Source organism: Brevibacterium renqingii, assembly GCF_017808095.1.
GTDB lineage: Bacteria > Actinomycetota > Actinomycetes > Actinomycetales > Brevibacteriaceae > Brevibacterium > Brevibacterium renqingii.
The window spans coordinates 242,833-257,413 of the sequence record NZ_JADBHG010000001.1 but is presented as its reverse complement, the minus strand read 5'-3'; the positions used below and the strand labels follow the sequence as shown (position 1 = coordinate 257,413).

General features: G+C 66.3%; 12 protein-coding genes. 6 read left to right on the top strand and 6 right to left on the bottom strand.

The window, feature by feature from the left end; translation table 11 throughout:
* Window positions 1-74: 74 nt before the first annotated feature.
* Entirely contained in the window at window positions 75-593 is a 519-nt protein-coding gene (locus IIE29_RS01170; protein WP_209323366.1) for an adenine phosphoribosyltransferase, read from the bottom strand.
* Window positions 594-711: 118 nt separating this feature from the next.
* Between IIE29_RS01170 and IIE29_RS01165 the strand changes: the two genes are divergently transcribed.
* Window positions 712-1,302 carry a protein-L-isoaspartate O-methyltransferase family protein gene (locus tag IIE29_RS01165; protein ID WP_209323365.1) on the top strand — a complete coding sequence of 197 codons (591 nt, stop codon included), beginning with the start codon at window positions 712-714 and terminating at the stop codon, window positions 1,300-1,302.
* A gap of 46 nt (window positions 1,303-1,348) precedes the next feature.
* On the opposite strand, the gene IIE29_RS01160 is transcribed toward IIE29_RS01165, so the two are convergent.
* The 3 genes from IIE29_RS01160 to IIE29_RS01150 form a co-directional block, all read right to left on the bottom strand.
* The gene (locus IIE29_RS01160; protein WP_209323364.1) at window positions 1,349-1,540 is read right to left on the bottom strand and encodes a hypothetical protein; all 192 of its coding nucleotides are present in this window, start codon (window positions 1,538-1,540) and stop codon (window positions 1,349-1,351) included.
* A 365-nt stretch (window positions 1,541-1,905) separates the two neighbouring features.
* Window positions 1,906-3,756, bottom strand: a complete 1,851-nt coding sequence (locus IIE29_RS01155) for an ABC transporter ATP-binding protein (protein ID WP_209323363.1) — start codon at window positions 3,754-3,756, stop codon at window positions 1,906-1,908.
* Window positions 3,753-5,507 carry an ABC transporter ATP-binding protein gene (locus IIE29_RS01150; protein WP_343071750.1) on the bottom strand — a complete coding sequence of 585 codons (1,755 nt, stop codon included), beginning with the start codon at window positions 5,505-5,507 and terminating at the stop codon, window positions 3,753-3,755. The genes IIE29_RS01155 and IIE29_RS01150 overlap by 4 nt, the downstream gene beginning before the upstream one ends.
* Before the next feature lie 323 nt (window positions 5,508-5,830).
* Here IIE29_RS01150 and IIE29_RS01145 point away from each other — a divergent pair, with 323 nt between their 5' ends.
* From IIE29_RS01145 to serA, 5 genes are all read left to right on the top strand, one after another.
* On the top strand, window positions 5,831-7,765 hold the full coding sequence (locus IIE29_RS01145; RefSeq protein WP_209323362.1) for an acetolactate synthase large subunit: 1,935 nt from the start codon (window positions 5,831-5,833) through the stop codon (window positions 7,763-7,765).
* Entirely contained in the window at window positions 7,762-8,274 is a 513-nt protein-coding gene (ilvN, locus tag IIE29_RS01140; protein ID WP_209323361.1) for an acetolactate synthase small subunit, read from the top strand. The genes IIE29_RS01145 and ilvN overlap by 4 nt, the downstream gene beginning before the upstream one ends.
* A 123-nt stretch (window positions 8,275-8,397) precedes the next feature.
* Window positions 8,398-9,429, top strand: a complete 1,032-nt coding sequence (ilvC, locus tag IIE29_RS01135; protein ID WP_209323360.1) for a ketol-acid reductoisomerase — start codon at window positions 8,398-8,400, stop codon at window positions 9,427-9,429.
* 220 nt (window positions 9,430-9,649) lie between these two features.
* Window positions 9,650-10,942: a GNAT family N-acetyltransferase gene (locus IIE29_RS01130; protein WP_209323359.1), complete on the top strand. Its 1,293-nt coding sequence runs from the start codon at window positions 9,650-9,652 to the stop codon at window positions 10,940-10,942.
* A 118-nt stretch (window positions 10,943-11,060) separates the two neighbouring features.
* Complete coding sequence (serA, locus tag IIE29_RS01125) at window positions 11,061-12,653, top strand: phosphoglycerate dehydrogenase (protein ID WP_209323358.1); 1,593 nt, start codon at window positions 11,061-11,063, stop codon at window positions 12,651-12,653.
* Window positions 12,654-12,679: 26 nt separating this feature from the next.
* Here the strand turns inward: serA and IIE29_RS01120 are convergent, their stop codons facing one another.
* Both IIE29_RS01120 and IIE29_RS01115 read right to left on the bottom strand, forming a co-directional pair.
* Complete coding sequence (locus IIE29_RS01120) at window positions 12,680-13,447, bottom strand: phosphatase PAP2 family protein (protein ID WP_209323357.1); 768 nt, start codon at window positions 13,445-13,447, stop codon at window positions 12,680-12,682.
* Entirely contained in the window at window positions 13,444-14,295 is an 852-nt protein-coding gene (locus IIE29_RS01115) for an HpcH/HpaI aldolase/citrate lyase family protein (RefSeq protein WP_209323356.1), read from the bottom strand. Before IIE29_RS01115 ends, IIE29_RS01120 begins: the two co-directional genes overlap by 4 nt.
* Between the last annotated feature and the right edge of the window lie 286 nt (window positions 14,296-14,581).

Here is a 14,581-nt window from a genome sequence, read left to right as displayed (position 1 = left end):
TCCGCAGCGCGATCCCAGCCGCCGGAGCGGGAACCTCGACTTCGGCTCGGGCCCTGGAGCTCAGCCCGTGGAGCTCAGTCCGTGAAGACCGCGTGGACGTCACCTGTGAGGCTTCGTCCGCCGAGCGCTGCGAGTTCGAGCACGACCGCGGAACCGACGACCTCGGCCCCGAGGTCGGCCACGAGCGCCTGAGCCGCGGTGAGCGTTCCGCCCGTGGCGAGGATGTCGTCGATGAGCAGGACCCGTTCGCCGGGCCGGAGCACATTCGGCCCCTCGATCGTGGCGGTGCCGTATTCGAGCGAATAGGACACGGCGGCAGCGGGTTTGGGCAGCTTGCCCGCTTTGCGGATGGGCAGGATTCCGACCCCGGTCTGCGCGGCGATCGTGCCGGCGAAGAGGAATCCGCGAGCCTCGAGTCCGCCGACGATGTCGAACTGTCCGGCGAACGGTTCGATGAGCGCCTCTGTGACGGTGCGCAGTGCCGGACCATCGGCGATCAGCGGTGAGATGTCGCGGAAGTTCACCCCCGGTTCGGGATAGTCGGGGATCGAGGTGATGAGAGACTTCGCGCGCTCGAGTTCAGCAGTATTCACGCATCAACGATACTCGGTGGGCTCGCAGGGGCGCTCGCCGGAGTGCGGAGGGTCTTGAAATCTGCCGTTGGGGCCCGCAGACTGCGACTGAGTCATCCACACGCTCCCAGGAGGGCCCATGACAACCGAACGCAGTCGTCTCCCCGTCGCCGAGGCGTTCGACTCGGTGCCGCGGGCCCCGTTCCTGCCTGCGACCGAACGGACACTGACCGAGTGCAACGTCCCGCTGGCGATCGGCCACGGCCAGACGAACTCCCAACCGAGCACGGTCGCCGATATGCTCGAACTCCTCGACGTGCGCCTCGGCGATCGGGTCCTCGACCTCGGTGCGGGGTCCGGGTGGACGACGGCCCTGCTCAGCGTCCTGGTCGGAGACGAGGGGCAGGTATCAGGAGTCGAACGCCATCAGGCGCTCGTCGATACGGCGCGGACCGCTCTGAGCCATCTGGACTGCGAGAATGCGGAGATCCTCACCGCACGCCCCGGGCAGCTCGGGCTGCCCGAGGCCGGTCCCTTCGACAGGATCCTCGTCTCGGCCGGTGCCGAGGAGGTTCCCGCGCAGCTGCTCGACCAGCTCGAGATCGGAGGCATCATGGTCATCCCCGTGAATGGTCAGATGCTCAAGGTCGTACGCGACGGGCGCGGGGACGATGAGGTCACGATCACTCGCCACGGCCTGTACCGCTTCGTCCCCCTGATCACCGAGTGAGCGTCCGGCCCACTCTTCCGCAGTGCGAATCGCTCACATCAGGCAATCACTGAGTTTCAGCATGCTCTGCAGTACGGGCATCTCTGCGCCGACGGATGAACCACGAGATTGTGACGACGAGTCCGACGAAGATGAACGGCATGAGCACATAGATGTCCGAGCCTGCGAACTCGGCCCGCCACGACCACGGCAGCAGAGGATGCCCGAGGGCGTTCTCGGCGAGGAGCAGCGCGCACACGAAACGATGGGGATGAAGACGACTCCGAACGCCAGTCCTGACAGCGACGTCTTCTCGACTTCCTGACCGGACGGAATGCTCAATTCGAGGCCGCGTCTGCGTGCGTACCGCTGAGTCGCTAGGCGGGGGAGTTCGAACGTCGTGACAACGAGCACGAGGATTCCAGCCCACCACAGACCCGAAGCGATGAAGAGCAGACTGATGATCACAGCGATCCACCTGGCCATCGTATGACCGCGGGCGATGGCATCAGCGATGATGCGACGCTCCCGGTCTTCGGTATCGGCGTCCATGTGTCCTCCTCGTCGCGTCGCTTCGCTTCGCTCTACAGAGCGCAATATACATTGCTGAAACACGCGGCTCGATCACACGAGCGAATCGCGCCACGCCTGGTGCAGCTGAGCGAACCTGCCGGTGCCGGATATGAGCTCGTCCGGGGTGCCGTCCTCGACGATCCGCCCCGCCTGCATGACCAGCACGCGGTCGGCGATCTCGACTGTGGACAGGCGGTGGGCGATGATGATCGCGGTCCTGCCCTCCAACACGGTGGCCAGAGCGTTCTGCACCAACCGCTCCGAAGGGATGTCGAGGTGCGCGGTCGCCTCGTCGAGGACGACGACATCAGGGTCGGCGAGGAAGACGCGGGCGAAGGACACGAGCTGACGCTGTCCCGAGCTCAGCCGGCCGCCTCGCTTCTTCACATCCGTGGCGTAGCCGTCCGGCAGACGGCGGATATAGGCGTCGAGGCCGACTGCCCGAGCGGCGGCGAGGACTTCCTCGTCTCCGGCCTCCGGATTGCCGATGCGGATGTTGTCGGCGATGGTGCCGGCGAAGAGGAACGACTCCTGAGTGACCATGACGACCGACGAGCGCAGCTGCTCATCGTCGAGATCACGCAGATCCACCTCGTCGAGGCTGACGTGACCATCGCTGGGATCGTAGAAGCGGGTGACGAGCTTGACCAGGGTCGACTTGCCCGCACCTGTGGCGCCGACGAGCGCGACGATCTGCCCGGCGGGGATGTGCAGATCGAAGCGGGGGAGGACGTCGGGACCGTCCGCATAGGCGAAGCGGACGGCCTCCAGATCGAGGGCGCGACCGCTGCCGGCCGCGGACTCCGCCGCGGAGGAGTTCGCCTCGGCGCTCTCCTCGTCATGCGCGGGCAGCATCTGCGGGTTCTCCGGTGCGACCACCTCGGGGTCGGTGTCGAGGACCGCCGCGATCTTCTCCAGTGCCGCCGAGGCGGACTGGTAGAGGTTGAACGCCTGCACGAGTTCGTCGAGCGGACCGTAGAACCGGCGCAGGTAGAGGATGAACGCGGCGAGCACACCGATCTGCGTCCACCCCTCGATGACCAGCCACGCGCCGACGACGATGATCACCGTCTGGGTGACGTTGCCGATCAGCCGGGTCCAGCCGGCGAACCAGGCGACCCCGCGCAGCGCATCGGTGTTCGCATCGCGATAACGGGTGTCCTGATCGCTCAGCGTCCCGCGCCGCTCGGGCTGACGACGATAGGCCTGCACCGCGCGGATGCCGCCCATCGTCTCGACGAAGTGGACGATGACCTTCGCGATCGAGGTCCGCGTCCGCCGGTAGGCGCTGCGCTGCGTCGAATGCGCCGCCTTCGTGATGAAGAACAGTGGAACGAACCCGGCGAAGACGACCACGGCCAGCGGCACATCGAGGACGATGAGGGTGACGGCGATGAAGCTCATCTGCAGCAGGGCCAGCGCCGTTTCGAACAGCGAGTAGGACAGGAACTGCTGCACGGACTCCATGTCCGAGGTCTGCCGGGACACCAGCCGGCCCGAGGTCGACTTCTCGTGATAGCCCAGGTCGAGGCGCTGCACATGGGTGAACATTCTCTCGCGCAGGGTGAAGAGGATCTTCTGCGCGGTGATGCCCACCAGCCTCGTCGAGGTGAATGCGAGGATCGCCGAGCCGAGGGCCGAGGCGACGAACAGGGTGACCGCGCGGATGAGCGGGGCGAGGTCGCCGTCGATGGCGGCTGGGATCCCCTTATCGAGGGCGTCGGCGATGAAGACGGGTCCGATGACGAGCAGGACCGCGGTGAGGACGACGATGACGGCGAGGAAGACCACCATCGGCAGATGGGGTCTGACCAGCGACTTGAGCAGGGCGCGGGCCTTGGCGGCGATGTCCGGCGGCAGCTGTTCGATCTCGTCGTCGCTGTCGAGGCGCGGAGCGCTCATGCCCGTCCTCCTTCCTGTGCGATCGCGCTCGCCCCCATGAGTTCGCGGTAGAGCGGCGAGGATTCTAGGAGCTCCTCGTGCGTGCCGTGGGCGGCGATCCGACCGTCGTCGATGACGGCGACGACATCGGCCAGTGCCGCAGTCGAGGGGCGGTGGGCGATGATGAGCGTCGTCGAATCCGGCAGGATCTCCCGCAGCGCCCGCTGCACGCGGTCCTCGGTATCGACATCGACGGCCGAGAGCGGGTCGTCGAGGACGAGGATGCGCGGGCGGCCGATGACCGCACGGGCCAGCGCGAGACGCTGTCGCTGACCGCCGGACAGGGACAGTCCCTGCTCGCCGACCTGCGTGTCCAGGCCTTCGGGCAGGCGGGACACGAAGTCCTTCGCCGAGGCGATCTCGAGGGCATTCCAGATCTCCTCCTCGTCGGCACTCGGGGCACCCATCTCGACGTTCTCGGCCACGGAGGTCGAGAACAGGATCGGATCCTCGAAGGACACGGATACGAGGCGGCGCAATTCGTTGACCGGCATCTGCCGGATATCGACGCCGTCGATGCTCACCGTCCCCGAGGTGACGTCCTGCAGCCGGGGGACGAGCGAGGCCAGCGTCGTCTTCCCCGAGCCCGTCGCACCGACGAGGGCCAGGGTCTGCCCGGGTTCGATCCGCAGATCGAGGCCCTCCAAGGTGAGACGATCGGTGTCGGAGAAGTGGAAGGAGACGTCGTCGAAGCTCAGCTGTCCCCGGTAGTGACCGACCTCGGGATCGTCCTCGACGCTGCCGTCGGCATCGGTGATGTCGTGTCTGATGTCGATGACCTCCCAGTATCGTCCGGCCGCGGTCAGCGCCATGAGCGCATCGGCGAGCAGGAAGCCGAGCATCTCGATCGGCATGCGCAGGACCATCGAGATCGTCACCGCGGCGACGACCGTGCCCACGGTGGTCCAGCCCTGGACGACGCCCCAGGTGCCGATGGCGACGATTGCGGCCTGGGCGAGCGTGGGCAGCAGCAGGAGCACGCTCCACAGCCAGGAATCGAGCTCGGCCTTGCGGATCTCAAGCGCCTTCAGCCGGCTCGAGATGGCCGAGAACCGTTCGGCGGCCCAGGGGGAGCGGCCGAAGGACTTGAGGATCCGGATGCCCTGAATGGACTCCTCGACATCGGTCGTGACCTCGCCCATCGTGTCCTGCGAGCGGCGCGAGGTCTCACGGTAGCGCTTCTCGAAGACGGCGACGGCGATGATCGCCGGCACAGCCATGACGATCATGATCAGCCCGAAGACCGGTTGCATCACAACGAGCATGATCGTACCGACGGCGAGCACGATCGGAGTCGAGATGAGGAAGGGCAGCCCGAAAGCGAAGAAGCGCCGCAGCATGGACAGGTCGTTGACCGCGCGCGAGAGCAGCTGGCCGGACTCCCAGGAGTCGTGGATTGCCACCGAGGTGTACTGCAGGCGGTCGAAGAGACGCGACCGCCAGGTGATCTCCCAGCTTGCGACGACGGGGGCGACGATCATGCGTCGGGCCCACATTCCCACGGCTTCGGCGATGCCGATGACGAGCACGCCGAGGACGGGCAGCCACAGCGCCGAGAGGTCGCGATGGGCGATCGGTCCGTCGATGATGTGGCCGGTGATCATCGGCACGACGAGCTGGATGCCGTTGGCCAGGAGAGTGAGGACGAGCACGAGGACGTACACGCCGATGCGAGAGCGGAGATCGGGCCAGAACCGAAGGAGGGGACGCACGGATATCAAGCGTAGTCCTCGGATGTGATCTGTTCCACGGTTCCGGCAAAGAGGCTTCCCTTTTCTCTTACCGCTGAATCCGCACCGTCTCACCGGCCAACCGCCCTGCATCTCGGATCCCGAGACGATCGATTGCGAGGTTTGACACCGTCGTCCGCTGCGGTGAACCATTGAGGCATGACTCACCTTCTCGTCGTCGTTATTAGCCAGCGCGCGGATCTTCCGTAGCCTGTCGAGACGACACGTTCCGCGCGCCCCTACCGAAACCGGAGGGGCTTTTTTCATGCGGAGACGAGAGGGAACACTAGGAAGGATAGGAATCGATGGCAGCCAAGCCCTCGACCGCGAAGGCCACCGGGAACCAACCCGCGGCCGGGCCGGTCACCGCCACACCGTCCAGCATTCGTCGCGCAGCCGGCCCGGAGGTCCTCACCGGTGCCCAGGCGATCGTCCGCAGCCTCGAGAAGCTCGGGGTCGACACGGTGTTCGGGCTTCCCGGCGGGACCATCCTCCCCACGTATGACCCGCTGTTCGAGACCGACGAGATCCGACACATCCTCGTCCGCCACGAACAGGGCGCCGGACATGCGGCCGAAGGCTATGCGGCCGCCTCCGGCAGGCTCGGCGTGTGCATCGCGACCTCGGGGCCCGGTGCCACGAACCTCATCACGGCACTGGCCGATGCCCATATGGACTCGGTGCCGATGCTTGCGATCACCGGGCAGCAGGCGTCGAGCCTGCTCGGCACCGATGCCTTCCAGGAGGCCGATATCGTCGGCATGACGATGCCGGTGACCAAGCACAGCTTCCTCGTCACGAAGCCCGAGGACATCCCCGCGGCGCTCATCAACGCCCACCACATCGCCACCACGGGACGTCCCGGACCGGTCCTCGTCGACATCACGAAGGACGCGCAGACGGGCTCCGTGCCGTTCGTCTGGCCGGACGAACCGGCACTGCCCGGCTACCGTCCGGTGCTCAAGCCGCACGCGAAGCAGATCCGCGAGGCGGCGAGGCTGATCTCCGAATCGCAGCGCCCGGTGTTCTACATCGGCGGCGGCGTCATCCGCTCGGAGGCGGAGAAGGAGCTGCTGCGTCTGGCCGAGGCGACGAATATCCCCGTGGTCACGACCCTCATGGCCCGGGGTGCCTTCCCCGATTCGCATCAGCTGCACCTGGGCATGCCGGGCATGCACGGCAGCGTGCCGGCCGTGACCGCTTTCCAGAAGGCCGATCTGCTCATCGCCATCGGCGCCCGTTTCGACGACCGGGTCACCGGCAGACTCGATTCGTTCGCCCCGAACGCCGAGGTCATCCACGCCGACATCGACCCGGCCGAGATCGGGAAGAACCGGGACGTCGACGTCGCGATCGTCGGCGATGCCCGCGAGGTGCTCGCCGAGATGCTGGGCGAGATGCGCGAGAGGTTCCCCAAGGCGCTCGAACGCCAGCGTGAGCCCTGGTGGCGATTCCTCAATCGTCTCAAGGAGACCTATCCGCTCGGCTACGACCGGCAGGGGGAGCTCTGCGATCCGCAGTACGTGATCTCGCGGATCTCCGCGCTCACCGGCCCCGAGGCGGTCTACGCGGCGGGCGTGGGCCAGCACCAGATGTGGGCCGCCCAGTTCATCGAATTCGAACGCCCGAAGTCGTGGCTGAATTCCGGGGGACTGGGCACCATGGGCTACTCCGTGCCCGCCGCCATGGGGGCGAAGGTCTCGCAGCCCGACCGCGTGGTGTGGGCGATCGACGGAGACGGCTGCTTCCAGATGACCAATCAGGAGCTCGCCACCTGCGCGATCAACAGCATCCCGATCAAGGTCGCGATCATCAACAACTCCTCGCTGGGCATGGTCCGGCAGTGGCAGACCCTGTTCTACGACGGCCGGTACTCGAACACCGACCTCAACACCGGTCATGAGACGATCCGCATCCCCGACTTCGTGGGCCTCGCCGAGGCCTACGGCTGCGAAGCCCTGCGCGTCGAACGCAACGATGACGTCGACGCGGCGATCGAGAAGGCGCTGTCGATCAACGACCGGCCCGTCGTCCTCGACTTCACGGTCCCGCCGGATGCGATGGTGTGGCCGATGGTCGCGGCCGGCGTGTCGAACGACGAGATCGAATACGCCCGCGGCATCCGCCCCGAATTCGACGGGGAGGACGACGATGAGGCCGAGGCGCCCATCGCCGGGCCCGGCACGGAAGAAGACGGCACGGTGCGTTCCGTGGCTCAGATCGAAGGAGGCCTGGAATGAACAACCGGCACACACTCTCAGTCCTGGTCGAGAACAAACCCGGTGTGCTCACCCGTTTCACCGGACTCATCGCCCGACGCGGCTTCAACATCCACAGCCTCGCGGTGGGTGTGACGGAGCACGAGGAGCTCTCGCGCATCACCGTCGTCGTGGACGTCAAGGACGTGCCGCTCGAGCAGGTGACCAAGCAGCTGAACAAGCTCGTCAACGTCATCAAGATCGTCGAACTCGAACCCGAGACCTCGGTCCGCCGCGCGCACATCATCTACAAGGTCAAGGCCAATGCCGCGACCCGGCCGCAGGTCGCGGCGGCGGTGGAGATGTTCCGCGCGAAGATCGTCGACGTCGGTCCCGAGTCCGTCAGCGTCGAAGCCACCGGCGAGCTCGGCAAGGTCGAGGCGCTGCGCGAGGTCCTCGAGCCCTTCGGGATCAAGGAGATCGTGCAGTCGGGAACCGTGGCCATCGGCCGCGGCGCGAAGTCGATCACCGACCGTGCGCTGCGCGGCTGAACCGCCTCGGCGAAGGAATCTGCGTTCCAATCCGTGGAACGTCCGTCATCTCAATAAATGAGCAACAGTACCGAACTGTGAAACAATGGGGACATCACCCCGTAATCCTAAGGAGCTAGAACTATGGCAGCAGAACGCTATTACGACGACGATGCCGACCTGTCCGTCATCCAGGGCAAGAAAGTCGCCGTCATCGGCTACGGCAGCCAGGGCCACGCCCACTCGCTGAGCCTGCGCGATTCGGGCGCGGAAGTCCGCATCGGACTCAAGGAGGGCTCGGCCAGCCGCGACAAGGCCGCTGCCGAGGGCCTCGAGGTCGGCACCCCCGCCGAGGTGGCCGCCTGGGCCGATGTCATCACCATCGCCGCCCCCGACCAGGTGCAGGCCGACATCTTCAACAGCGAGATCAAGGACCAGCTGGCACCGGGCAAGACGCTCGTGTTCATCCACGGCTTCAACATCCGCTACGACTACATCCAGGCTCCCGAGGGCGTCGACGTCATCATGGTCGCCCCGAAGGGACCCGGGCACGTGGTCCGCCGCGAATTCGTCGACGGACGCGGTGTGCCCGTGCTCGTCGCCGTCGAGGTCGACGCCTCGGGCAAGGCCTGGGACACCGTCCTGTCCTACGCGAAGGGCATCGGCGGCCTGCGCGCCGGCGGCATCAAGACCACCTTCACCGAGGAGACCGAGACCGACCTCTTCGGCGAGCAGACCGTCCTCTGCGGCGGCGTCTCCCACCTCGTGCAGTACGGCTTCGAGACCCTGACCGAGGCCGGCTACCAGCCCGAGATCGCCTACTTCGAGGTCCTCCACGAGCTCAAGCTCATCGTCGACCTGATGGTCGAAGGCGGCATCGCCAAGCAGCGCTGGTCCTGCTCCGACACCGCCGAGTACGGCGACTACGTCGCCGGACCGCGGGTCATCACCCCCGAGGTGAAGGAGAACATGAAGGGCGTCCTCGACGACATCCAGAACGGCAAGTTCGCCGAGCGCTTCATGAACGACCAGAAGAACGGCGCCCCGGAGTTCAAGGAGCTGCGCGCCAAGGAAGAGCAGCACCCGATCGAGGCCACCGGCCGCGAACTGCGCAAGATGTTCGCCTGGCTCAAGGACTCCGACGACGACTACACCGAGGGCACTGCCGCACGCTGAGTCCGAGTCTGACCCTCGCCGAGGCGGTGCCGCACTGAGCAGGGCGGCCGAGCGCGGCGAGAGGGGACGGACGGAGCCCCGGACACCGAGCGGTGTCCGGGGCTCCGTCGCGTTCGTGCATGCGTCAGCGCGGACGCGCGGTTCCGGACGTCGCTCACCATCGCCGAGCAATTCGACGATTCGCTCCGACTCCGGGGCCGAACTGGATTACTGTGGGTGTGTGACGAATTACAGATTCGAAGACTTCAGGCCCGCCATTGACGAGACCACCGGTGAGCCGGATGCCCGCACGAAAGGCTATTTCGCCTCGACGAGCGTGGGATTCCACGACCCTCGGTCGACCGATGCCGCGCTGTTGGGCCGGGTCGAGCGGGCGATCGCCGATGGGCGCCGCCTCACCGCCGTCTACGCCGATCAGGAGTACGAGCACGGACTGGACTCCTCGATCCCCGTGGCGACCTTCGCCTGGTTCGAGAAGCTCGTCAACGTCGGCGGGGGACGGCTCGTCCCCGGCCATCTCATCACCTGGATCACCGTGCGCCCGACGCACCGCCGGCGGGGTCTGCTGCGGTCGATGATGACCACCGACCTCGCCGAGGCGAAGGCGAACGGCTACCCGTTCGCCGCGCTGACGGCGACGGAGGGCGGAATCTATTCGCGGTTCGGATTCGGCGTGGCCACCTGGTCGCATTCGATCGAGGTCGACACCTCGCCGGGCTTCAAGATGGTCCGCGAACCCGATCGGCGCGTCGAGATGTGCCTGCCCGGCGAACTGCGGGAGCTGGCGCCGAAGATCTATGACAGATTCATGCGCACGTCGCCGGGCGCCATGGAACGGCAGCAGACCTACATCGAGCGCGCCACGGGTGCGCTCAACACCGAGACCGGCGAGGAGGACCGCGGTGTCCGCGCGGCCCTGCACTTCGATGAGCAGGGTGAGCCCGACGGCTACGTGTCCTATAAGTTCGCCGGCTGGTCGAAGACTCCGCCGACCGTCGACATCATCGACTTCGTGGCCGTCACCGATGCCGCCTATGCCTCTCTGTGGTCCTTCCTCGCAGCCATCGACCTGTCCACCCGGGTGACCTTCTCGGAGTCGGCCGAATACTCTCCGCTGCCGTGGCTGCTGACCGATTCGCGTCGGGTGAAGACGGTGGCGACCGAGGACAACATCTGGATCCGCATCCTCGACATCAAGTCCGCTCTCGAGGCCCGTCCTTGGTTTGTGCCGGGGACGCTGACGATCGATGTCGACGATTCGCTCGACCTCGCCGGAGGACGCTTCACCATCACTTCGGACGGGGAGAACGCCGAGGTGACCCCCGCTTCCGAATCCACGCCCGCGGACTTGGGCTTGGGCATCGCCGAGCTCGGTTCGTTGTACTTCGGCGGCGCCGATCCCGTCATCCTGGCCAGGGCCGGACGCATCGACGAGAAGACGCCGGGAGCCGCAGTGCTCGCCAGCGCGATGTTCAGCCTCGGTCGGGCGCCGTATTCGCCGAACGGGTTCTGAGGCCTCCGGCTGCTGGGCTGCGTTCTGTTGAGCGATCTTCCCAGAATCTGAGACTTTGTGAAGGCTCGCCCGAAGTCTCATAAGATGGACAGGTCCCGGACGCTACAGGAGGAAATCAGTGCCCAAGCCCGTCGTGCTCATCGCCGAAGAACTGTCACCGGCCACTATCGAAGCCCTCGGAGGAGACTTCGAGATCCGCCACACCGAAGGCGCTGACCGATCCCAGCTCCTGTCCGCCATCGTCGACGCGGATGCGATCCTCGTCCGCTCGGCCACGCAGGTCGACGCCGAGGCCATCGGAGCTGCGAACAACCTCAAGGTCATCGCCCGTGCGGGCGTTGGACTCGACAATGTCGACGTCCCCGCGGCCACCTCGGCGGGTGTCATGGTCGTCAACGCACCGACGTCGAACATCATCTCCGCAGCCGAACTGACCATGGCGCACATCCTGGGATCCGCACGCTACCTCGGTGCCGGCAACACCTCGCTCAAGGCGGGGGAGTGGAACCGGAAGAAGTACACCGGCGTCGAACTCTACGAGAAGACCCTGGGCATCGTCGGACTCGGGCGCATCGGCGGGCTCGTGGCCGAGCGCGCGAAGGCCTTCGGCATGCGGCTCGTCGGCTATGACCCCTACATCACGCAGTCCCGTGCCGCGCAGATGGGCGTCGAGGTCCTCGACCTGCCGAGTCTGCTCGCCGTGTCCGACTTCGTCACGGTCCACATGCCCAAGACCCCCGAGACCATCGGTATGATCAGCACCGAGGAGTTCAAGGCCGCCAAGCCCGGTGCCCGCTTCATCAACGTCGCCCGCGGGGGGATCATCGATGAAGAGGCGCTGGCCGAAGCGATCGCTACCGGCGAAGTCGGCGGCGCCGGCATCGACGTGTGGAACACGGAGCCGCCGGAGCACTCGGCGCTCATGGAGCTCGACTCCGTCAACGTCACCCCGCATCTGGGCGCCTCCACTGCCGAGGCGCAGGAGAAGGCCGGAGTCGCCGTGGCGAAATCCGTGCGCAAGGCCCTGGCCGGCGAGCTCGTACCGGATGCGGTCAACGTCGCCGGCGGCGCCATCCACGAGGACGTGCGTCCGGGCATCCCGCTGGCCGAGCGGCTCGGCCGGGTCGTCAACTCGCTCGCAGACTCCTCTGTCACTCACTTCAAGGTCGAGGTCAACGGGGAGATCGCGGACAAGGACGTCTCCGTCCTCAAGCTCTCCGCGCTGAAGGGTCTGTTCAAGGACGTCGTGTCCGATCAGGTCTCCTACGTCAACGCTCCGCTGCTGGCCGAGGAGCGCGGCATCGGCGTCGAACTCACCACCGACCCCTACTGCGAGTCGTTCCGCAACATCACCCGCCTGACGGCGACGACGAGCACCGGACAGCGGATCTCCGTCTCGGGCACCGTGACCGGGCCGAAGCTCGTGCAGAAGCTCACGGAGGTCGACGGCTACGAGCTCGAGATCGAACTGACCGACAATCTGCTCATCTTCCGGTACGAGGATCGTCCGGGCATCATCGGTCAGCTCGGTCTGGCCCTCGGTGCCAATGAGGTCAATATCGCCGGCATGCAGGTCTCGCCCGCGTCGACGAGCAATGAGGCGCTGTCAGTCCTCGCGGTCGATTCGGCCGTCTCCGATGAGGTCGTCAAGGCGGTCGCCGGAGCGGTGAATGCCTCGGCATTCACCGCTGTGTCGCTGCAGGAGGACTGAGCCGCACCGATCGGGCCCGTTCACCCCTAGAGCCACAGTGCGAACCGGGGTGAACGGGTCCTCTCTGCTGTCAGGGACCAGATCTCGTCGACGAGGACGGCGACGCCGACGCCGACGAGCGCGCCGGCGATCGTGTCGGTGAGCCAGTGGACCTGCAGGGCGGTGCGTGACCACATCATCGTCAGGATCCAGATCGCGGCGAGGACGAAGGACCAGTGGAAGCGCAGCCTCGGTGCGGGTGCGGATGTGGGTGCGGGTGCGGGGAGGGGGTCGGCCGAGAAGTCGGCTTCGGCGTCCGTGTCTGCCGCATGTTCGGTTCGGCCACGCCTGCCGTGGGCGCGGGCAGCGATGATCGCCAGGCTCGTGGCCAGGGCGGCCGCTCCCATCGAATGGCCCGAGGGGTAGGAGAACCCGGTCGATTCATAGAGCTGCTCGACCGGGCGGAGGCGGGTGACGACGATCTTGAGCAGTCCGGACGTGATGATGCCTGCGCCCATGGCCGAGACGAGGAAGGCTGCGGCGCGGAATCGTCGCCGCAGGGCGAAGATCACGGCCAATACGCCTGTGCACGTGACCGCCCCCGTCCCGCCGCCCACCTCGGCGAGGACGACCGCGATCCAGTAGGGGACTGTCTCCTGATCGAGGCCGACGATACCCAGCCAGGTCCTGTCGACGGGAGTGGGACCGAGTGCTTCGAGGCGCACCCACAGCCCGAAGGCGATGATGAGGAGGAGCGCCGGCAGAAGCGACCACAGCAGCCAGGCCGGCTGGCGCAGCTGCCTTTCGAACCTCAAGCGTTCCAGAGGCCGTACGTGTCGGCCAGGGACGCGATCTTCTTCGCGCGGGCCAGCCGGGGCAGGTAGGAGCCGTCGGTGATCTCGGATCCGCCTTCTGCGGCCTCGAGCATCTGGCGCGCCCAGTGGCGTTCGTCCTCGCTCGGGCTCATCGCCTCGTTGAGGGCATTGACCTGGCCGACGTTGAGGACGAGCTTGCCGGTCATGCCCATCATATGAGTCGCCTCGGCGTCCTGGCGGACCTTGTCATCGTCGGCATCGGCTGCCGAGGGGCCGTCGATGGCACCGGGCAGGCCGCCCATGCGCGAGGCGATGGTCAGACGCGAACGCGCATAGGCCAGAGCCATCGGATCGCCGGAGAAACCGGTGTCCTTGCGGAAGTCATTCGTCCCGAACGCAAGGCGGAATGTTCCCGGCGCCTCGGCGATCTTCGTCGCGTTCTCCACTCCGCGGGCCGATTCGAGAAGTGCGAGCACGGGCAGTCCGGCTTTGGCGCGCATAGCCGTGTAGGAGACCTGTTCGGGACGTTCGGTCTCGGGCAGCATCACTCCGCGCATGCCCGGGAGCATGGCCACGGCGGCGAGGTCATCGTCCCAGAATTCGGATTCCATCTTGTTGATCCGCACCCAGGCCGACATGCCGGATTCCAGGGCCCGCACGACGTTGTCGCGAGCTTGGAGCTTCTGATCGTCGGCGACGGAGGCTTCGAGGTCGAAGATGACGGAATCCGCTTCCGAGGTCTGTGCGGGAGTGAAGGCCTCCTCCTTCGCAGCATTGACGAGCAGCCATGACCGGGAGAGTTTGGCGGGCAGAGCTGCGGCACGGGCATTGCGGATGGTTTCGGTCAATGATCGACTTTCTCTCGGGGCTGGTCGGTGTGGCCCCCACGGGGTTCGGGGTGCTATGACCATCTTCGTCGCTCCCGTCGCAGATGTGTAGTCGGCAACAGTGATTGAGACGTGAAATTGTTCATGGTGGCACACAGCGGAGCCCCCGGCGAGGAGATTGCCGGAGCGCTGCGGGCTTGCGACGATGCCGAAGACGGTGCAGAACATGCCGACGGAGCAAGGGCGCGGACTCTTGTCCGAATCGTAGGACAGGATAGTTGAATGATGAGATCGCGACCTATTGTCT